Source organism: Williamsia serinedens (assembly GCF_024171725.1).
Taxonomy (GTDB): domain Bacteria; phylum Actinomycetota; class Actinomycetes; order Mycobacteriales; family Mycobacteriaceae; genus Williamsia_A; species Williamsia_A serinedens.
Genome location: NZ_JAMTCG010000001.1, coordinates 753,167 through 772,540, shown reverse-complemented (window position 1 = coordinate 772,540; position 19,374 = coordinate 753,167). Strand labels below are relative to the sequence as shown.

General features: G+C 70.2%; 17 protein-coding genes and 1 tRNA gene. 14 read left to right on the top strand and 4 right to left on the bottom strand.

Features of this window, described 5'->3' with window-relative positions:
• The first annotated feature begins 18 nt into the window (after positions 1 to 18).
• The 8 genes from xerD (at position 19) to LX12_RS03525 (ending at position 6,902) form a co-directional block, all read left to right on the top strand.
• Positions 19 to 948 (top strand): site-specific tyrosine recombinase XerD, encoded by a 930-nt coding sequence (xerD, locus tag LX12_RS03560; RefSeq protein WP_372504909.1) that lies wholly within the window; start codon positions 19 to 21, stop codon positions 946 to 948.
• 211 nt (positions 949 to 1,159) lie between these two features.
• Entirely contained in the window at positions 1,160 to 2,062 is a 903-nt protein-coding gene (locus LX12_RS03555; protein ID WP_253653183.1) for a ParA family protein, read from the top strand.
• Complete coding sequence (locus LX12_RS03550) at positions 2,059 to 2,913, top strand: segregation and condensation protein A (RefSeq protein WP_372504908.1); 855 nt, start codon at positions 2,059 to 2,061, stop codon at positions 2,911 to 2,913. Before LX12_RS03555 ends, LX12_RS03550 begins: the two co-directional genes overlap by 4 nt.
• Entirely contained in the window at positions 2,910 to 3,656 is a 747-nt protein-coding gene (gene scpB / locus LX12_RS03545) for an SMC-Scp complex subunit ScpB (RefSeq protein ID WP_253653091.1), read from the top strand. The genes LX12_RS03550 and scpB overlap by 4 nt, the downstream gene beginning before the upstream one ends.
• Before the next feature lie 25 nt (positions 3,657 to 3,681).
• Positions 3,682 to 4,644 (top strand): pseudouridine synthase, encoded by a 963-nt coding sequence (locus LX12_RS03540; protein WP_253653090.1) that lies wholly within the window; start codon positions 3,682 to 3,684, stop codon positions 4,642 to 4,644.
• Positions 4,641 to 5,333 carry a (d)CMP kinase gene (gene cmk / locus LX12_RS03535; protein ID WP_253653089.1) on the top strand — a complete coding sequence of 231 codons (693 nt, stop codon included), beginning with the start codon at positions 4,641 to 4,643 and terminating at the stop codon, positions 5,331 to 5,333. Before LX12_RS03540 ends, cmk begins: the two co-directional genes overlap by 4 nt.
• Positions 5,330 to 6,757: a ribosome biogenesis GTPase Der gene (gene der, locus LX12_RS03530; protein WP_253653088.1), complete on the top strand. Its 1,428-nt coding sequence runs from the start codon at positions 5,330 to 5,332 to the stop codon at positions 6,755 to 6,757. Before cmk ends, der begins: the two co-directional genes overlap by 4 nt.
• Positions 6,758 to 6,828: 71 nt before the next feature.
• Positions 6,829 to 6,902, top strand: a tRNA-Pro gene (locus LX12_RS03525).
• 48 nt (positions 6,903 to 6,950) lie between these two features.
• Here LX12_RS03525 and LX12_RS03520 read toward each other — a convergent pair.
• Positions 6,951 to 7,763 (bottom strand): DUF1684 domain-containing protein, encoded by an 813-nt coding sequence (locus LX12_RS03520; protein WP_253653087.1) that lies wholly within the window; start codon positions 7,761 to 7,763, stop codon positions 6,951 to 6,953.
• Between the two features lie 199 nt (positions 7,764 to 7,962).
• Here LX12_RS03520 and LX12_RS03515 point away from each other — a divergent pair, with 199 nt between their 5' ends.
• The 3 genes from LX12_RS03515 to LX12_RS03505 all read left to right on the top strand — a co-directional run bounded on the left by LX12_RS03515 (position 7,963) and on the right by LX12_RS03505 (position 11,552).
• Positions 7,963 to 9,234 carry a PQQ-dependent sugar dehydrogenase gene (locus tag LX12_RS03515; RefSeq protein ID WP_253653086.1) on the top strand — a complete coding sequence of 424 codons (1,272 nt, stop codon included), beginning with the start codon at positions 7,963 to 7,965 and terminating at the stop codon, positions 9,232 to 9,234.
• A 116-nt stretch (positions 9,235 to 9,350) separates the two neighbouring features.
• Positions 9,351 to 10,853 carry a flavin-containing monooxygenase gene (locus tag LX12_RS03510; RefSeq protein WP_253653085.1) on the top strand — a complete coding sequence of 501 codons (1,503 nt, stop codon included), beginning with the start codon at positions 9,351 to 9,353 and terminating at the stop codon, positions 10,851 to 10,853.
• Between the two features lie 453 nt (positions 10,854 to 11,306).
• Positions 11,307 to 11,552 carry a hypothetical protein gene (locus LX12_RS03505; protein WP_253653084.1) on the top strand — a complete coding sequence of 82 codons (246 nt, stop codon included), beginning with the start codon at positions 11,307 to 11,309 and terminating at the stop codon, positions 11,550 to 11,552.
• On the opposite strand, the gene LX12_RS03500 is transcribed toward LX12_RS03505, so the two are convergent.
• A complete protein-coding gene (locus LX12_RS03500; protein ID WP_253653083.1) occupies positions 11,553 to 12,371 on the bottom strand; it encodes an Fpg/Nei family DNA glycosylase in 819 nt (272 codons plus the stop codon).
• Positions 12,372 to 12,556: 185 nt separating this feature from the next.
• Here LX12_RS03500 and LX12_RS03495 point away from each other — a divergent pair, with 185 nt between their 5' ends.
• Positions 12,557 to 14,266: an alpha/beta hydrolase gene (locus LX12_RS03495; protein ID WP_253653082.1), complete on the top strand. Its 1,710-nt coding sequence runs from the start codon at positions 12,557 to 12,559 to the stop codon at positions 14,264 to 14,266.
• Positions 14,267 to 14,333: 67 nt separating this feature from the next.
• On the opposite strand, the gene LX12_RS03490 is transcribed toward LX12_RS03495, so the two are convergent.
• Both LX12_RS03490 and LX12_RS03485 read right to left on the bottom strand, forming a co-directional pair.
• The gene (locus tag LX12_RS03490) at positions 14,334 to 15,017 is read right to left on the bottom strand and encodes a DedA family protein (RefSeq protein ID WP_253653081.1); all 684 of its coding nucleotides are present in this window, start codon (positions 15,015 to 15,017) and stop codon (positions 14,334 to 14,336) included.
• A 94-nt stretch (positions 15,018 to 15,111) separates the two neighbouring features.
• On the bottom strand, positions 15,112 to 16,479 hold the full coding sequence (locus LX12_RS03485; protein ID WP_253653080.1) for an ABC1 kinase family protein: 1,368 nt from the start codon (positions 16,477 to 16,479) through the stop codon (positions 15,112 to 15,114).
• 201 nt (positions 16,480 to 16,680) lie between these two features.
• Here LX12_RS03485 and LX12_RS03480 point away from each other — a divergent pair, with 201 nt between their 5' ends.
• Together LX12_RS03480 and LX12_RS03475 are read left to right on the top strand one after the other, a co-directional pair.
• Entirely contained in the window at positions 16,681 to 16,986 is a 306-nt protein-coding gene (locus tag LX12_RS03480) for a hypothetical protein (RefSeq protein ID WP_253653079.1), read from the top strand.
• A gap of 26 nt (positions 16,987 to 17,012) precedes the next feature.
• Positions 17,013 to 19,373 carry a Tex family protein gene (locus LX12_RS03475; protein WP_253653078.1) on the top strand — a complete coding sequence of 787 codons (2,361 nt, stop codon included), beginning with the start codon at positions 17,013 to 17,015 and terminating at the stop codon, positions 19,371 to 19,373.
• The last annotated feature ends 1 nt before the right edge of the window (position 19,374 follow it).

The following is a 19,374-nucleotide window of genomic DNA, read 5'->3' as shown; positions in this document are numbered from 1 at the left end:
GGCGCGATGACGGCTGCGGTGACGGGGCTCGAGGACCAGATCCGGCGCTACCTCGATCATCTCGCCGTCGAGCGCGGCGCGGCCGCCAACACGCTGAGCTCCTACGGTCGTGACCTCGACCGCTACCGCCGGTACCTCGGCTCGCGCGGCGTCGACTCGCTCGCCGAGGTCGCCGAAGAGGACGTCCGGGAGTTCCTCGTCGCGCTGCGCACCGGTGATCCCGACCGGGACGAGGCGCCCCTCGCCGACAGCTCGGTGGCCCGGACGCTCGTCGCCGCGCGCGGGCTGCACAAGTTCGCGACCGCGGAGGGCATCACGGCGACGGATGTCGCACACGCCGTCCGACCACCGAAACCCGCGCGCCGACTGCCGAAGTCGCTGCCCGTCGACCAGGTGGTCGCGATCATCGAGGCGGCCGGGGGAGACGGCGCCGCCGACACCCCGCGCGGTCTGCGCGACCGTGCCCTGATCGAGCTGCTCTACAGCTGCGGCGCGCGCATCTCCGAGGCCGTCGCCCTCGACATCGACGACATGACGACGGAGTCCGGCGCCGTGCTGCTGCGGGGCAAGGGCGGCCGGGAACGGATCGTCCCGATCGGCGGGCCGGCGATCGACGCGCTCGACGCCTACCTGGTCCGGGGCCGCCCAGCGTTGGTCAGCCGCTACAACCCGGCGCTGTTCCTCAACGCGCGCGGCGGGCGGCTGTCCCGGCAGAGCGCGTGGCAGGTGCTGTCGGACGCGGCCGAGCGGGCGGGCCTGCAGACCTCGGTGTCGCCGCACACCATGCGCCACAGCTTCGCCACCCACCTGCTCGACGGCGGCGCCGACGTCCGCGTCGTGCAGGAGTTGCTGGGACACGCCTCGGTGACCACGACGCAGGTGTACACGCTGGTCACGGTGTCGGCGATGCGCGAGGTGTACGCCACCGCCCACCCCCGCGCCCGGTGACCCGCGCGCACGGCGATGCTCCACGGCGAGCGTCCCGCCACGCACTAGGCTGTGATGGCATCGCAGCGCCGACGGTGAGAAGGAGCAACCGAACGTGACGACACCCCAGCCACCGGCCTCGGGTGTCGCCGTCGGTCCCGCCTCGAGCGATCCGGGACGGACCGACCCGGCTCCCGCGCCGGGATCGGCGAACGGCCAGTACCACCTGACGATCGACGCGCCCGCACGCGAGACGGCCCAGGCCGACACCGCGCCCGCGGCCTCCGGGGAGGAACTCGGTCCCACCGGCCGCGTCAACCGCCCCGTGCCCGAGCCGACCCCGCTGGACCGGCACGGCCCGGCCGTCGTCATCGCCGTGTGCAACCAGAAGGGCGGCGTCGGCAAGACGACGTCGACGATCAACCTGGGTGCCGCCCTCGCCGAGTACGGCCGCCGCGTGCTCCTCGTCGACCTCGACCCGCAGGGCGCGCTCTCGGCGGGTCTCGGTGTGCCGCACCACGAACTCGAACTCACCGTGCACAACGTGCTGGTGCCGCCGCAGGTCTCGGTCGACGACGTGCTGATGAGCACACGCGTCGACGGCCTCGACCTGCTGCCGTCCAACATCGACCTGTCGGCGGCGGAGATACAGCTGGTCAACGAGGTCGGCCGCGAACACACCCTGGCGCGCGCCCTGCACCCCGTGCTCGACCGCTACGACTACGTCCTCATCGACTGCCAGCCGTCGCTGGGCCTGCTGACGGTCAACGCGCTGGCCTGCGCCGACACCGTCGTCATCCCGATGGAGTGCGAGTACTTCTCGCTGCGCGGTCTGGCCCTGCTCACCGACACCATCGACAAGGTGCGGGACCGGTTGAACCCGAAGCTGACGCTCGGCGGGATCCTCATGACGATGTTCGACGCCCGGACCCTGCACTCCCGCGAGGTGATGGCCCGCGTCGTCGAGGTGTTCGGCGACACCGTGTACGACACGGTCATCGCGCGCACCGTCCGCTTCCCCGAGACCAGCGTCGCCGGCGAGCCCATCACGTCGTGGGCGCCGAAGTCGGGCGGTGCCACCGCCTATCGGTCGCTGGCGCGTGAGGTGATCGACCGCACCGGCAAGGCCTCGTGACCGTCGCCGACGCCCCGGCGCAGGCCGGTGACACCGCGTCCGACGATGCCGCGCTGGACCCCTCGGTGTTCACCGTCTCCCTCACCAACTTCTCGGGCCCCTTCGACCTGCTGTTGGACCTGATCAGCCAACGTCGACTGGACGTCACCGAGGTGGCCCTGCACGCCGTCACCGACGACTTCATCGCGTACACGAAGAATCTCGGCACGGCAGCCGATCTCGATCAGATCACCCAGTTCCTCGTCGTCGCGGCCACCCTTCTCGACCTCAAGGCCGCGCGACTGCTGCCGCGCGGTGAGGTGGAGGACGCCGACGACCTGGAGCTGCTGGAGGCACGAGACCTGCTGTTCGCGCGGCTGCTGCAGTACCGGGCCTACAAGCAGGTGGCGGCGTTGTTCGCCGAACTGGAAGCGTCCGCGCTGCAACGCTATCCGCGGGCCGTCGCGCTGGAACCCCGCTACGAGGAGCTCCTGCCGGAGGTCGCGCTCGGTGTCGACGCGTGGCAGTTCGCCCAGGTCGCCGCGGCGGCACTCGCGCCGAAACCCGTTCCGCAGGTGGGGCTGTCGCATCTGCACGACGTCGACGCGGTGTCGGTGCCGGAGCAGGTCACCCGGGTCGGCGACATCCTGCGCCGCGCCGGGACGCAGCGCTGGGTCGACTTCGGGACGCTCGCGTCGGAGTGCGCCAGCGGACTGGAGGTCGTGGCCCGGTTCCTCGCGCTTCTGGAGCTCTACCGCCAGCGTGCCGTCGAGTTCGAGCAGTCCGAGGCGCTCGGCATGCTGCACATCCGCTGGTCCGGTGAACGCGACACCGCCGAACTCGTCACGACCACCGCGGAGGACTACGGATGAGCGACGAGCCCGTCGTCGAGGAGCCGGACGACCAGACGCCCGAGGAGGGGACCGCCGGGGACGGCGGACTGTTCGAGCAGCCGATCGTCGATGCGGAGGAGATCCACGACCCCCTCGACGAGGACGAGCTGCGGTCGGCGCTGGAGGCCATCCTGCTGGTCGTCGACTCGCCGGTGAGCGTCGAGGCGTTGTCGTCGGCGATCGGGGAGCCGGCCACCCGGATCGAGTCGACCGTGATCGCCATGGCCGCGGATTTGACCGAGCGCAACAGCGGCATCGACCTGCGCTACGCCGGCGACGGGTGGCGGTACTACACCCGCCAGGAGTTCGCCCCGTACGTCGAGAAGCTGCTGCTCGACGGCGCGCGGAGCAAACTGACGCGCGCCGCGCTGGAGACGCTCGCCGTCATTGCCTACCGCCAACCCGTCACCCGATCGCGGGTGAGCGCTGTCCGCGGCGTCAACGTCGACGGCGTGATGCGGACGCTGCTGGCCCGTGGCCTCATCAGCGAGGCCGGCACCGACCCCGACGGCGGGGGAATCCTGTACGTGACCACCGAGTTGTTCCTGGAGCGCCTGGGCCTGGCCTCGCTGAGTGACCTGCCCGACATCGCGCCGCTCCTGCCCGACGTCGACGTCATCGACGACATCGGCGACGAGCTGGCCGCCGATCCGAGATTCGCCAAGATCGGTGGTCAGCGGGCAGACTCGACCATCGACCTCGGGCGTTCGGACACCGACTGACGCCCGCCGAGAACTGGATGTAGTGATGACTCCCGCTAGCCGAGATGGCAGACCGGACCGCAAGAAGAGTTCCTCCCGCGAGGACACCCCGCAGCAGCGGTCGAAGAAGCCCCACCGCAAAGGTGGCGCCCCGACGTCCGGCGGACGCCGCCCGTCGAAGCCCCGCGCCGACCGCGGCGCGATCCGACTGAACAACGCCAAGCCGGCGTCGATCCAGAACGTGACCCCTGAGGGCGACGGCGCCCAGTACGTCGCCGACGGCGTGCGCCTGCAGAAGGTGCTCGCCCAGGCCGGCGTCGCGTCCCGTCGTGGTGCGGAGGAGCTGATCGCCGCCGGTCGCGTCGACGTCGACGGCGAGATCGTCACCGAGCAGGGGATGCGCATCGATCCCGCCACCGCGATCGTGCGTGTGGACGGCGCCCGCGTCGTCATGGACGAGACGCTGCAGTACCTCGCGCTGAACAAGCCGAAGGGCTGGCAGTCGACGATGTCCGACGACCAGGGCCGCCCGTGCGTCGGCGACGTCGTCGCCGAGCGGGTGATGGCCGGGCAGCGGCTGTTCCACGTCGGCCGCCTCGACGCCGACACCGACGGGCTGCTGCTGCTGACCAACGACGGCGAGCTCGCGCACCGGCTGATGCACCCGTCGTTCGAGGTGCCCAAGACCTACCTCGCGACGGTGAAGGGCCTGCCGCCGCGCGGCATGGGCCGCACACTGAAGACCGGCGTCGAGCTCGAGGACGGCCCGGTGAAGGTCGACGGGTTCAGCGTTCTCGAGCTGGGGGACGGGCAGACGCTGGTGCGGATCGTGCTGCACGAGGGTCGCAAGCGGATCGTCCGTCGCCTGATGGAGCACGTCGGCCACCCGGTGATCGAGCTGTCCCGCATCTCGATCGGTGCGGTGCACCTGGGCAACCAGCGTCCCGGCAGCCTGCGGGTGCTCGGCCGCGACGAGATCGGCGCGCTGTACAAGGCGGTGGGGATGTGAGCGGGACCGACCAGGACCGGATCGTCGCTATCGACGGGCCCGCCGGCACCGGCAAGAGCAGCGTCTCCCGACGGCTCGCCGAGCGCGTCGGCGCCCGCTACCTCGACACCGGCGCGATGTACCGCGTCGCCACCGTCGTCGCGCTGCGCGCCGGCGTGGACCTCGACGACCCGGCCGCCATCGAAGCGGCTGTCGACGGCATCGACCTGTCGCTGAGCAACGACCCGTCGTCGCACACCGTGTTCCTCGCCGGCGAGGACGTCTCGTCCGAGATCCGCACGGACGCCGTCACCGACGCGGTGTCCGCGGTGTCGGCCGTGCCCGCGGTGCGGACGCTGATGGTGGACAAGCAGCGCGCGCTCGCGGACGGCGAGTTCGCCGTCGTGGAGGGCCGCGACATCGGCACGGTCGTGTTCCCGCGGGCCGGGTGCAAGATCTTCCTCACCGCGACCGCTCAGGCGCGTGCCGAGCGTCGCCACGAACAGAACCTCGCGCAGGGCCGCGAGAGTGACCTGGCCGCCGTGCTGGCGGCCGTCGAACGCCGGGATCACCTCGACTCGACCCGCGCGGTGTCGCCGCTGCGGGCCGCCGACGACGCGATCCAGGTGGACACCAGTGACCTCGGCATCGACGATGTGATCGACCGTCTGGCCGACCTGGTGCAGACGCGGATCGGAGTGCAGTCATGAGCGAGTCGGATCTGGACATCGGGATCGTCGACGGTGTGTGGTCGGACGAGTCCGACTGGCAGCTCGGCGAATTCGGTGACGACGTCGACGGTGACGGTGGCGCTCTTGCGATGCCGACCGTGGCCATCGTCGGACGACCGAATGTCGGCAAGTCGACGTTGGTGAACCGCATCCTCGGGCGCCGTGAGGCCGTCGTCGAGGACGTCCCGGGTGTCACCCGTGACCGCGTCTCCTACCCCGCGACGTGGAGTGGCCGTCGATTCCTGGTGCAGGACACCGGCGGGTGGGAGCCCGACGCGAAGGGCATGGGGCAGGCCATCGCCCGCCAGGCCGAGCACGCGATGAAGACCGCCGACGCCATCGTGCTGGTGGTCGACGTGACCGTCGGTGCCACCGCCACCGACGAGGCCGTCGCGCGGGTGCTGCGTCGCTCGGAGGCGCCGGTGTTGTTGGCGGCCAACAAGGTCGACAGCGAGAGGCTCGAGGCCGAGGCGGCCGAGCTGTGGTCGCTGGGGCTCGGAGAGCCGCGGACGGTGTCCGCGGCACACGGTCGGGGAGCGGGCGACCTTCTCGACGCCATCCTCGAGGTTCTCCCCGAGACGCCGCGCGAGACCGAGGCCACCGGCGGTCCGCGTCGTGTGGCGCTGGTCGGTAAGCCGAACGTCGGCAAAAGCTCGCTGCTGAACAAGCTCACCGGGTCCGACCGGGCCGTCGTCGACAACGTCGCCGGCACCACCGTCGACCCCGTCGACGAGCTCGTCGAGCTGGGCGGCAAGGTGTGGAACTTCGTCGACACCGCCGGTCTGCGCAAGAAGGTGAACACCGCCAGCGGACACGAGTACTACGCGTCGCTGCGGACGCGCAGTGCGATCGAGGCCGCCGAGGTGGCGGTGCTGCTGATCGACGCGTCGCAGCCGATCACCGAGCAGGACCAGCGGGTGCTGACCATGGTGATCGAGGCCGGTCGTGCGCTCGTCATCGCGTTCAACAAGTGGGACCTCGTCGACGAGGACCGTCGCTACATGCTCGACAAGGAGATCGACCGCGACCTGGCCCGCGTGCCGTGGGCGCGTCGGGTGAACATCTCCGCCGCGACGGGACGATCGGTGCAGAAGCTGGTCCCGCAGCTCGACACCGCGCTGGACTCCTGGGACCGCCGCATCTCCACCGGCCAGCTGAACAACTGGCTCAAGGAGGTCATCGCCGCGACGCCGCCGCCGGTGCGCGGCGGTCGGCAGCCGCGAGTCATGTTCGCGACGCAGGCCGCGACTCGTCCGCCGACGTTCGTACTGTTCACGACCGGTTTTCTCGAGGCCGGCTACCGCCGCTTCCTGGAGCGCCGCCTGCGCGAGCAGTTCGGCTTCGACGGCTCGCCGGTGCGCATCAACGTGCGTGTGCGGGAGAAGCGCCAGCAGCGTCGCTGAGGGTGTGAGGCGATTGGCTCGCGGACCTCGCCGTCCGCTAGGCTGATCGACGCTGCTCCACGGAGCGGCAACGGGCTGTGGCGCAGTTTGGTAGCGCACTTGACTGGGGGTCAAGTGGTCGCAGGTTCAAATCCTGTCAGCCCGACATACGTCTCGACCTGGGCCCTTTCGGAATTGTGGAATCTGCCTGTCGTCACCCCCGCTCGTACGGAATCTTTTCGCCCGCCTCGACGGCGAATGGCAGATGGTTGCCGGCCGGAGGCAGCGGGCACGTCGCGAAATCGATGAAGGCGCAGGGCAGGTTGACCGCCCGGTTGAAGTCGAGGACCACCGCACCACCCTCGCGTACCACCTCGCCGGACGCGTCTATCGCCAACGTTCGGTTGGCGGCGTAGGTGGTCACACCCGATGTCTCGTCGGTGAAGAGCACGCTCAGCCCGCCGTCCTTGCCGTTGAACGCGGTCAGGCGGTGTTCGACGCCATCGCGCTCGATGACAAGCACGCCGGGTGAGACGTACACGTGGGCAAGCCCTTCCGCGACCGCCCCGACAGTGACGGACTCGGGCTCGGCGTACGGCTCGAACCGCGCCTCGATCGCCCATGCCGGGTCGGCGGGATAGGCGGGGACGCCGCGGAAGTCAAGCAGTGTCGGGGCGGAGTCGTCGTGGACGCGGATGAGATACCCGTCGCCCCGTCTCGCGACCTCGATGTGGTGCCCATCTAGGTCGACGACCTCGCCCGGACCGGTGGGGTGCAGCTCGAAGTCGCGAGGTTCGAAGGTCTCGCCGTCGCCCGGCGCGACATGAGCCACCGACCCGTCGTACCACCACGAGCCCGGCAGACCGTCGAAGCGGCCTGGCTCGGTGTCGAGCCACTCCAGACGGTTGATCGACAACCATCCACCGGGCGCCCCGAGGGCCTGCTCCCGGGCGTGGTGCCACTTCTCCCACTCGGCGGCGAAGTCGTCCGTCGCGGCAGTGCTGCTGCCGGTCGTCGTTGTCGTCATCGCAATCTCCTCCTCGTCGGTCACCCAGTGAACGCCTGCGGCGGCGTCGATGTTCGCGTTGTCCTCGCGGCGGACGAAACGATTGACTCACGGGTGAGCAAGGAGTGGCTCACCTACGTGGCCGGTCATCGAGACCCGACCTACCGTCGAGGGAGTGACTCGTCGTCGGTTCCCGGTATCCGCGTCTCTCCTTGCTCTTGTGTGCGTCGGTCTTGTCGCATGCTCGTCCGGTGGCGGACCGTCGGCGACATCGGGCACGTCGTCGCTGCCCGCCGAACTCGGCGGTGATCAGCTGGTCTCGACCGCGCTCACCAGCGCGAACGGCGTCGACGCCGGCGCCGCATCGGGCCGATCGCTGAACGTCCCGAAGGGCTGGACCGCGCAGGTATGGGCGGACGTGCCCGACGCCCGGATGGCGGTGTGGACGCCCGACGGGAAGCTGATCGTCTCGACAGGCAAGAACGGGACGCTCGAGATCGTCGCACCGGGTACAGGCGGTCAGGGCCCGCGTGTCGCGACGTTGGCCACCGGTCTTCAGAGCCCACAGGGGCTGGCCACGACGCGACAGGGCAGCCGCGACATCCTCGTGGTCGGCGAGGACTCGCGCATCACGACGTGGACCTACGCGAACGGGGCGATCTCCGACCGGCGCGTCGTGATCGACAACCTGCCTACCGGTGGACACGGCAGCAAGATGGTCGCCGTCGACGGCGACAGCATCGTCTACAACGTCGGGTCGTCGGCGAACCGCAGCGCGGGCGACCGCACCGCCACACCCGTGCGGGCCACGATCGCGCAGATCGGACTCGACGGCACCGGGAACCGCACCCTCGCGGTCGGTGTCCGCAACGGGGAGGGGCTCTCCATCGCGCCCGACGGCTCGATATTCACGGCCATCAACGAGGACGACAACCAGCCGTACCCGTTCCACGACGACAACCCGTACGGCGGGAAGGTGCAGTCGTACATCAACGACCACCCCAACGATCAGATCTCGCGCATCACGCCGGGGACCGACATGGGTTGGCCGCTCTGCGTGCCCGATTCCCGCGGCAAGCCCGACGGACTGAATCTCGGCTACGTGAACGACCCCGAATTCAACGCCGACGGCCGCGCCCTGGACTGCTCCCGCATCGGCACGACGATGCTCGGCATGCCGGCGCACAGCGCGCCGGTCGGGTTCGTGTTCACCCGCGGCTCGACGCTGCCCGCCGCGCTGTCCGACGGCGCGATCGTCACCGCCCACGGGTCGTGGAATCGCAAGCCGCCCCGTGAGCCGTATGTCGCCTACACCCCGTGGAACGACACGACGAAGTCCCTCGGTGCGCTGCGCGTGCTGGTCACCGGGTTCCAGAACGCCGACGGATCGCGCTGGGGGAGAAGCGTCGACGCGGTGCCCGGCCCGGACGGGTCCGTCTACGTCACCGACGACGTCGCCGGACTGGTCTACCGCCTCACACCGCCCCGCTGAGGGGCCACGTCGGCAGGCGAACGCGAGTTACGCCCGCCGCGGCTCACGCCTTCTGACATGCGTAGATCCTGTCGGATCGCCGTCCACGGCGAGCGTCGTCGTGGGACAGTACGTCGATGATCGAGAGCGTGGCCGTCGTCGGGGCGGGGCCCGGGGGACTGGTCGCTGCGCGGTGGTTGCTGTCGCAGGGGTTCGACGTCAGCGTCTTCGAGGCCGGCCCGACGATCGGCGGCCAGTGGTCCGGTAGGCGCCGCGCGAGCGGTGTCTGGCCCGCCATGCACACCAACACCAGCCGGATCCTCACCGCCTTCAGCGATCTCGAGCACGACACCGACGTCTTCCCGTCGAACCGCGACGTTCTCACCTATTTGCAGCGGTATGCCGACACATTCGGCCTCACCGAGCGCACCCGGCTGAACACCCGCGTCGACGTCGTCGACCGTGAAGACGACCTGTGGCGAGTCGAGCACGCCGGCAGCGTCGAGATCTTCCACCGCGTCGTGATCGCGATCGGACGGTTCCACGCACCGTCGATCCCGCCGGTGCCCGGCCTCGACACGTTCACCGGCAGCGGGGGAGCGGCATCCACCTTCGCCTACCGCGGCGCGGAGGCGTATCGCGGCAAGCGCGTCCTGGTGGCCGGATGTGCGGTGTCGGCGTTGGAGATCGCGGCCGAGCTCGCGCAGTCCGGGGCAGCGCATGTCACCGTCACGCAGCGCCGCCAGCGCTACGTCCTGCCGAAGTTCGCGGCCGGGGTGCCGTCGGACCATCGGATCTTCACCCGCTACGGCGCGCTCGCCGCCGAGACGCTGCCGCCGGCCGAGATCGACCGACAACTCCGCGAGATCGTGATCGAAGCCGGCGGTGCGCCCGAGCAGTACGGTGCGCCGCCCGCCGACCCGTCTCTCTTCCGGGCGGGGGTCACACTGAACCAGACCTACCTCCCGCTGGTCGCCGAGGGTCGGATCATTGTGCGGCCATGGATCGATCACGTCGACGGGCGCGAGGTGACTTTCGCCGACGGGTCTAGCGAGGAGTTCGACGCGATCCTGTTCGGCACGGGGTTCTCCGTCGACATCCCCTGTCTCTCCGACGAGGTCCGAGAAGTTCTCGACGTCGACGACGCCCACATCGACACCGACCGCCACACCTTCCACCCCGACCTGCCGGGTCTGGCGCTCGTCGGGATGTGGGATCAGTCCGGCGGGTACTTCGTGCCGCTGGAACTGCAGGCGCGGTGGATCGCCTACACGTGGGGAGGTGTCCTCCCGACGACGCCCGTCGAGGAGCAACGGGAGTCGGTGGCGGCGTACCGGGCGCGTCGAGGACTGTCGCAGAAGACCCGCATGAACCTTGCCGCGATCACCTTTGCCCGCGCCGCGGGCGTCGAGCCCTCACCCGATCGGTGGCCGGATCTGAGACGCGCCTTGCTCTTCGGTCCGCTCGCCCCGAGCTGCTTCCGCCTCGAGGGACCCGACGCACTGCCCGACGCCGCGGACCGGTTCGCGCGCGACGCCGCGGCGTTCGGCGCGGTCGTCGACCCGGACCTGAGCCCGCGGGAACGCGAGTATCTGTCGATGCTGCGGGACGCTCAGAGCGGCGTCGTCGCCGCGGGCTGAGCCGGCACCACCGTCGGCCGCAGGGCGATCATCGAACCGAGGTACAGCGCGCCGACGACGATGAGCCCGACGACGACGTGCTCCTCGCCTAGGCGAGCGTGGATGTCTTCGGCGAACGGAAGGGTCGGGGTCCTCCCCGGTGAGGGACCTTCGGCCCTCGTCCGGGCAGCACTGATGGCGGATGCTCGTCATGTCGGCGAGGTCATGACACGGCGCCGCGGAGAAGGCGCGACGCCTCCCGGGCGAAGGATGACGATCTCGACCGCGGGATCGGCTTCCGACGGGGCCGCTGCAGGCGACCGAACCGACACCGGTCGTCGTCACGGTGTGCGTCTCCCGACGGTCACCTCGTCAGTGCGAGGCGAGGGGGCCGGCTCCACGCATCGCCGTGACGGCGACCGGGCATCCGCCCGGCTGACGTTTCGTCGCCGTGGCCACGGGAACCCTCGACCCGTGGTGACAGCAGACGACATCCGCGCCCTGGTGCACAGCGATCTCGACGATCCGCAGTTGATCCTGCTGCGGGGTGAGGTCCAGGTCGTGTCGGGCGCCGACGTGATCGACGGCGGCTCCGCGCTCGTCATCGGGACCCTGGCCGAGATCCAGCAGACCCACGGCTTGGGAACGGCGCCCGATCAGTCGCAGCTGCAGACGATCGCCGCACTGTTCGACACCCGCGTCACCGAACTCGGCGGCTGATCACCCCTGCTCCTTCGAGCAGAACCAGGTGGTTCGGCCACCGACGGTGCCGCGCTTCATGGCCGCTCCGCAGCGCGGGCAGTCCGAGTCGGCGTTGCGATAGGGGATGATCTCCCCGGTGTGGACGCCGCCCTTTCGGATAGCGGATCTGATGCACCGTCGTAAAACTCGACGGAGTTCGTCGATCTCGTCCTGGGACAGCGTGTTCGACCGCCGCGACGGCGACAACGACGTCTGCCAGAGAACTTCGTCGGCGAGCAGGTTGCCCACGCCGGAGATCGCGTTCTGGTCGAGAAGGCGCGCCTTGAGCGGGGCCTTGCTCGCGGAGACCATGTCCCGGAACTCGTCTCGCGTGATCTCGCCGGCGTCCGGGCCGAGCGCCTCGATGTCGGGTTCGAGTCGCACCCGTCCGAGTCGACGCTTGTCGAACAGGCGCAGTTGTCCACCGTCGTCGAACGTCATGGAGAACCGCGTCCACTCGGGCTTGTCCTTCTTCCGGACGCCGATCTTCGCGTTGCCCCCGCCGTAGTCCGAGGAGTCCTCGCCCTCGGGCGCGGTGACGATGACCCGCCCGCCCATGCCGAGATGGATTCCGAGGGTGGGACCTTCGGATCCGTCGGCGGTCTGCGTCTCACACCACATCGCCTTCCCGCGACGGTGCGCGGCGGTGAGCCGACCGCCGACGAGGGCATGTTTGATCTCGCCGGGTCGGTGCGGCCGACACTCGTACTCGTCGTGGTCGTCGATGTCGGCGATGGCGCGATCGAGCGCCTTCTCGACCACCTGGCGGGCGTTCTCGACCTCGGGCAGTTCGGGCATCACTCCGGTGTACCGCGTCCGGACGTCCGGTGCACCGACCTGCGGCGGCGGTTCGGCCTAACGACCTGTCACTCGAATGACCGCAAATTCGGAATGAGTGGGGACAAAGTGACGTTTGGCCCTGTACGTTTATCCGCACGGGGGTCGCGCAGCGACAGTCAGATTCTTTGGGGGAAGGTTTTCCAGTGGGGGACAATCGTGGGCGCCATCGCGCCGCGGAGAAGAAGGTTGCCCGTCGACGCGAGCGGACCGCGGCATCGTCGACCAAGCGCAAGGCGCAGTTCGTCCTGGCCACCTCGAGCGTGACCGCCGCCGCGGTCGCGCTCGGCGTCGCGGGACCTGCCTTCGCGGTCGATCCGGGTCGCCTTCGCGATGGGTGCTCCTTCGCTAGCGCTTCCGATGAGCAGCGCCAGATCCAGACGTGCACGTTCTACTCGAACGCACTGGGTCGCGACGTCAACGTGCAGATCCGTCCGTCGAGCAACCCCGAGGGCAGCACCGAGCAGGGTGTCTACTTCCTCGACGGCATCGGCGCGAACAACGACCGGAACACCTGGGCCAACCCGGATGTCGGCGAGGTCGAGGCGTTCAGCAAGAACGTCAACCTCGTCCTCCCTGCCGGTGGCGCCGGTGAGTGGGCGACCAACTGGCAGGGCGACAAGGTGCAGAACGGTGTGACGACGAAGGGTCCGCAGTGGGACACCTTCCTCGCGCAGGAGCTGCCGGCGTACCTGAACGAGAACTTCGACGTCCAGGAGAACAACAACGCCATCGTCGGCGTGTCGATGTCCGGTGGCCCGGCCATCATCACCGCCCTGAACAACCCGACGGTCTTCGCCGTCGCCCGGTCGTTCTCGGGCTTCTACCAGACCGACAATGCCGGTGGCTACCAGGCGATCCCGTACATCCAGCAGACCTACACCGGGATCAGCAACGGCGGCTCCGGCATGTGGGGCATCCCGGGTACGCCCGGCAACATCTGGGCGCAGAACGACGTCAGCAAGCGGATCGCCGAGGCGAAGGCCAGCGGTCAGACCATCATCATCTCGGTCGGCAACGGCATCCCGCCCCTGAAGACGATCCTGGCGCTCGCCGCCTCGCAGGGCATCGCCGGCATCATCACGCTGCCGGTCACCGTCGCGACCGGTGCCGCCATCGAGATGGGCTCCCTGGTCTCGACGATGCTGCTCAACGCCCAGGCCGTCGCCCAGGGTCTGCCGGTCCGGTTCCACTACGACTTCGGCAGCCACGACTTCTACTCGTGGTCGCAGACCGCTCCGCAGGACGCGGCCGAGATCGAGCAGGCGCTCAAGGATGCGCAGGCGAAGGAGAACACCGCCGCCAACGCGAACACGCTGCGTGTGGCCGGTCCGTCGTCCACGCTGAACGAGACGAATGCCGCTCTCGCACAGCAGGTGTCGGCCCAGAAGTCCGACGCCGGCACCTCGTCGGTGACGGTGCCGTCCTCGGAGGCGACCGGCTCGTCGTCCTCGGCGAACGAGACGACGACCTCCGGGTCGACCTCCGGGACCGGCTCGAGCGGAACGGGTTCGACGTCGGGGGCCACCACCGACGCGTCGACCTCCCCGGCCCCGACGTCGTCCGCACCGACCTCGTCCGCGCCGACGACCATCGAGTCGACCGCGCCGGCGAGCACGTCGGGCTCCGGCTCCGGCTCGACGAAGTCGGGATCGACGGCGACGAGCACGGCGACCGCTCCGAGCACGTCGACCTCGAGCACCTCGACGACGGACGCCCCGTCGACCGAGTCCGCTTCGACGGGGACCACATCGGCAGGGACGTCGTCGACGGGTACCTCGTCGACCGGCACCACGTCCACGGGCACCACCGGCGCGACCACGGTCACCAAGACCGAGACCGCCCCGGCGGCCTGACACCCGCACCGCGCAGACACCGGCGCCCCTCGTCATCGCGACGAGGGGCGCCGGTGTGCGTCGCGGGTCAGCCTGCTGTGCGCAGTCGGTCCTCGTCGGACACGGCGTCCTCGCGGTGGTGGCGGCGCCGTCGCACCACCAACGTCACCACCGCGGCCGCGATGATCGCGTAGACGACGTAGTCGAAGTAGCCGAGATAGTCGTGGAATCGTTCGTGCTGGGTGCCGAGCGCTGCACCGGCACCCAGCAACAGCGCGTTCCACAGGAACGACCCGAGCAGCGTCAGGACGCTGAACACGACGAGGTTCATGGCGGCGGCCCCGGCCGGCAGCGAGATGATCGACCGCACGCCCGGGATCATGCGCCCCAGGAACACCGACCAGGTGCCGAAGCGGCGGAACCAGTCGGCGCCGCGCTCGGCGTCACGACGGCTGACGATGCGCGTCCACACCGCGGCGTCGACGGTGCGGTCCAGGCCCACGAATCGACCCAGGACATACAGCACCAGCGCGCCGACCCAGGCGCCGACGGTGCTCCACACGATCAACGCCGGGAGGGACATCGCCCCGGTGTGGCTGAGGTATCCCGCGAACGGGAGGATCACCTCGCTGGGGATCGGCGGGAAGACGGTCTCGAGGAAGACGAGGAAGCCGATCCCCACGCTCCCGAAGCGTTCGAGGACGTCGGCGGCGAAGCCGGTGATGCCGGTGAACCCGTGTCCCTCGGCGGCAGTGATCGTCAGCGTGGTCACGCGGGCGAACTCCTGTGGTCAGGGGGCGGCCGGGTTGCCGCCTCCCACCATCATCCAGATCCCGGCGAATCGGTCAGCGCCGCGAACGGTCCGCTCAGCGGCGCGGATCGTCCTCGGTGAGCATCGCCGACATGAACGTGAACAGCTCGCGATCGGTGAGAGCGCGCCAATTCGGGGCCAGCAGCTTCATGTACTTCTCGACGTAGAGCAACTGCTTCCCGACGAGGACGAGCTCGCGAGGGAGACGGAGATCATAGGCGCGGGCCAGATCGGCGAGCTGCTTGCCGAGGTCGGTGTAGGACATGCTGCCCAGGCCCTTGCCGGCGGTCGGGGCGATGAACCGACGCATGTCCTTCGCGCCGTCGCGGGTTCCGCCCGGCTTCTTCACCGCACCGAGCGTGAACAGCGCCCGCCCCGCCGACTCGTAGTCGTTGCGCAGGAACAGGTCGCCGACGAGCCGTCGCATGATGCGACGGGTGCGCGGGTCGAACCGGCCGACGATGCCGAAGTCGAGCAGGACCAGTCGGCCCTGCGCGTCGACCAGGACGTTGCCGGCGTGCAGGTCGCCGTGGAACACGCCACCGTGGAACGCCGATTCGAGGAACGACAGCAGAAGGGTGCGAACCAGCTCGGTGCCGTCGTGGCCGGCGTTCCGGACCGCCTTCACATCGTCGATGCGGACGGCCTCGACGTACTCCATGGTGAGGACCGCCGCGGTGGTGAACTCGCGATGGACCCGGGGCACGCGGACGCGATCAGCCAACGAGGTCTCCGCGAGGCCGGCGACGAAGTCCTCCATCGCCGACGCCTCGTTGCGGAAGTCGATCTCGGCGTTCAGCCCGGCCGCGAAGTCGTCGACGACGTCGCGCGCACTGAGCATCCGGCCGTACTCGGAGATCTCGGCCAGCCGCGCGAGGTGGGTGAGGATCTGGACGTCGGCGGCCAGCCGGGGGGCGATGCCCGGCCGCTGGACCTTCACGACGACCCGCTCGCCGGAGTGCAAGGTCGCCGTGTGCACCTGTGCGATCGACGCCGACGCGATGGGCGTGAGGTCGAACTCGGCGAACACCTCCGACGGCGGCGCACCCAGCTCGTCGGTGAGGACCTGTTCGACGGCCGCCGCCGGTGCCGGGGCGACACGGTCGAGGAGCGATTCGAACTCGCGCGACAGCAGCGGGGTGAACACGCCGGGGCTGGACGCGATCAGCTGACCGAGCTTCACGTACGTCGGGCCGAGCCGCTCGAAGACGTCGCGGACCTCGCGCGCGGCGCGCGGCGCGAGCGGCGCACCCGGGCGGATACCCGCCGCGAACTCGACGCCGCCGCGGGCGACCTGGAAGGCCGTCACACCCATGCGACGGGCCTCGGCGAGCGGCGACACCCCGGGGAGTCGGTGGAAGACACCGTCGGCGGCGTCGACGTCGGCGGAGATCGCCGGTCGCGGGTCGTCGGCAGTGCTCATGGCCTCGTGTGTCTGCGTCGTCGGAGTCTGAGTCGTCATCGTGGCGTCCGGGGTCGGGGTCAGATGGTCATCGTGGTCTGTGATCCGTCCCACACCTGCGGAAGCGGGTCACCGTGCGAGGGTGCCGTCCTCCGATGGCACAGTCAACGTGAGACGGGTGTTCTGTGACGAATTACCACCGGTCCGTGCCAGGGTCGACGCATGGCCGAGCCGGAGCGGACCCCTGACGGCCACCACATCGTCGTGAACGGTCGACGGTGGCGGGCGACCGACCCGCTCATCCCCGAGGACCGCGGGGCGGAGCTGCGCTCGATCCTGATGGCGTGGCGTCGGGCCGTCCGCGACACCGACGGATCGCGTGCGGCACGTGCCGGGGTCCAGGCCGCGAAGGTCGCCCTCGGTGAGCGCGGCACGCCGTGGTGGGAGCAGTCCGAGGACGAACGCCGTGCCCGGTGGGAGGCCCACGTCCCCCGCCCCGGGGACGCCGACGCGCCTGACGGGAACTGACGGGACGCGTCGGTAGGGTGCCGCGGGTGAGTGCGCCCATCCAGTCCGTGAACGCCCGCCTCGCCGACGAACTGTCGGTCGGGGAGAACCAGGTCGCCGCCGCGGTGCGGCTGCTCGACGAGGGATCGACCGTCCCGTTCATCGCGCGCTACCGCAAGGAGGCCACGGGGAGCCTCGACGACGCCCAGCTGCGAACGCTGGACGAGCGGCTGCGCTATCTCCGTGAGCTCGACGAGCGTCGCTCCGCTGTCCTCGCGTCGATCGAGGAGCAGGGCAGACTCACCGACGAGCTGCGCGCGGCATTGCTCGCCGCCGACACGAAGTCCCGCGTCGAGGACATCTACCTCCCGTACAAGCCGAAGCGCCGGACCAAGGCGCAGATCGCCCGGGAGGCCGGGCTCGAGCCACTCGCCGACCGTCTGCTCGGCGATCCGACGCTCGTGCCCGACGCTGTCGCCGGTGAGTTCGTGACCGCCGACGTCGCCGACGCGGTCGCGGCGTTGGAGGGTGCGCGCCACATCATCGTGGAGCGGGCCGCGGAGGACGCCGACCTCGTCGGCGCCGTCCGCGAGAAGTTCTGGGCCGACGGGACGCTGCGCACCGCGCCCCGCACCGACGCGGTCGCCGCGACACCGGCCGGTCAGAAGTTCCGCGACTACTTCGACTTCGCCGAGCCGCTGGAGTCGATGCCGTCGCACCGGGTCCTCGCCGTTCTGCGTGGTGAGAAGGAAGAGGTGCTGTCCCTGTCCTTCGACGGCGGTGAGGACGAGGTCTACCAGGCCATGGTCGCCCAGGCGCTCGGCGTCGACCTGTCGCATCCCGGTCCGGCGACCGCGTGGCTGGCCGGGTCCGTCCGGTGGGCGTGGAAGATCAAGCTGACGATCGGCGCCGAGACCGACGCCCGACTGCGCCTGCGCCGCCGCGCGGAGGAGGATGCCGTCGCCGTCTTCGCGACCAACCTCAAGGACCTCCTGCTCGCCGCGCCCGCCGGCAACCGTCCGACCCTCGGCCTCGACCCGGGATTCCGCACCGGGGTCAAGGTCGCCGTCGTGGACGGGACCGGCAAGGTCCTCGACTCGTGCGCGATATTCCCCCACCAGCCGCAGAAGCAGTGGGACACCGCGAAGGCCACGCTCGCCGCCCTCGTCGCGCGTCACGGGGTCGACCTCATCGCGATCGGCAACGGCACCGCCTCGCGCGAGACCGACGCGCTGGCGAGCGAACTCGTCGCCGACATCCGCGCGTCGGGGGCGACCGCGCCCGCCAAGGCCGTCGTCAGCGAGGCCGGGGCGTCGGTGTACTCGGCGTCGGAGTACGCGAGCCGGGAACTGCCCGACCTCGACGTGTCGATCCGCGGCGCGGTGTCGATCGCGCGCCGACTGCAGGACCCGTTGGCCGAGCTGGTGAAGATCGACCCGAAGTCGATCGGTGTCGGGCAGTACCAGCACGACGTCAACCCGGTCACGTTGGCGCGCAGCCTCGACGTCGTCGTGGAGGACGCGGTGAACGCGGTCGGGGTCGACCTGAACACCGCATCGGTGCCGCTGCTGGCGCGAGTGTCCGGCGTGACGCCGGGACTCGCCGAGGCGATCGTCGGCCACCGGGACAGCGCCGGCCGGTTCTCGAGTCGCGCCGAGTTGTTGGACGTCCCGCGACTGGGGCCCAAGGCCTTCGAGCAGTGCGCCGGGTTCCTGCGCATCCGCGACGGCGCCGATCCCCTCGACGCCTCCGGCGTGCACCCGGAGGCCTATCCCGTGGTGCGCAAGATCCTCGACCGCACCGGCGTGAGCCTGGCCGAGCTCATCGGGGACACCCGGACCCTGCGCTCGCTGCGTCCCGCCGACTTCGCCGACGACCGCTTCGGCGTCCCCACCGTCTCCGACATCCTCGCCGAGCTCGAGAAGCCGGGCCGCGACCCGCGACCGGCCTTCGAGACGGCCACGTTCGCCGCCGGCGTCGAGAAGGTCGGGGACCTGCGTCCGGGGATGGTGCTCGAGGGCGTCGTCACCAACGTGGCGGCCTTCGGCGCCTTCGTCGACGTGGGTGTGCACCAGGACGGACTGGTCCACGTCTCGGCGATGTCGGACCGCTTCGTGTCCGATCCGCACGACGTCGTGCGGTCGGGGCAGGTCGTGCGCGTCAAGGTCCTCGAGGTCGATGTCGACCGGCAGCGGATCGGGTTGACGCTGCGGTTGAACGACGAGGCGAAGCCCGGGTCGGGGCCGCGAGGACAGAAGTCGCGGTCGTCGACGTCGCCGGGACCGCGCGACGGCAACCGGCCCGGGAGGCAGGGCGGCCCGCGCCGCGCCGATCGGCCTCGTCGGGAGGCGGCTCCGGCGTCGGGATCGATGGCACAGGCCCTGCGCGACGCCGGGTTCGGACGTTGAG

Excerpts from the sequence above, each read along its gene's own strand:
- scpB (WP_253653091.1), top strand. The coding sequence starts at position 2,910 with ATGAGCGACGAGCCCGTCGTCGAGGAGCCGGACGACCAGACGCCCGAG.
- LX12_RS03540 (WP_253653090.1), top strand. The coding sequence starts at position 3,682 with ATGACTCCCGCTAGCCGAGATGGCAGACCGGACCGCAAGAAGAGTTCC.
- der (WP_253653088.1), top strand. The coding sequence starts at position 5,330 with ATGAGCGAGTCGGATCTGGACATCGGGATCGTCGACGGTGTGTGGTCG.
- LX12_RS03520 (WP_253653087.1), bottom strand. The coding sequence starts at position 7,763 with ATGACGACAACGACGACCGGCAGCAGCACTGCCGCGACGGACGACTTC.
- LX12_RS03510 (WP_253653085.1), top strand. The coding sequence starts at position 9,351 with ATGATCGAGAGCGTGGCCGTCGTCGGGGCGGGGCCCGGGGGACTGGTC.
- LX12_RS03500 (WP_253653083.1), bottom strand. The coding sequence starts at position 12,371 with ATGCCCGAACTGCCCGAGGTCGAGAACGCCCGCCAGGTGGTCGAGAAG.
- LX12_RS03485 (WP_253653080.1), bottom strand. The coding sequence starts at position 16,479 with ATGAGCACTGCCGACGACCCGCGACCGGCGATCTCCGCCGACGTCGAC.
- LX12_RS03480 (WP_253653079.1), top strand. The coding sequence starts at position 16,681 with ATGGCCGAGCCGGAGCGGACCCCTGACGGCCACCACATCGTCGTGAAC.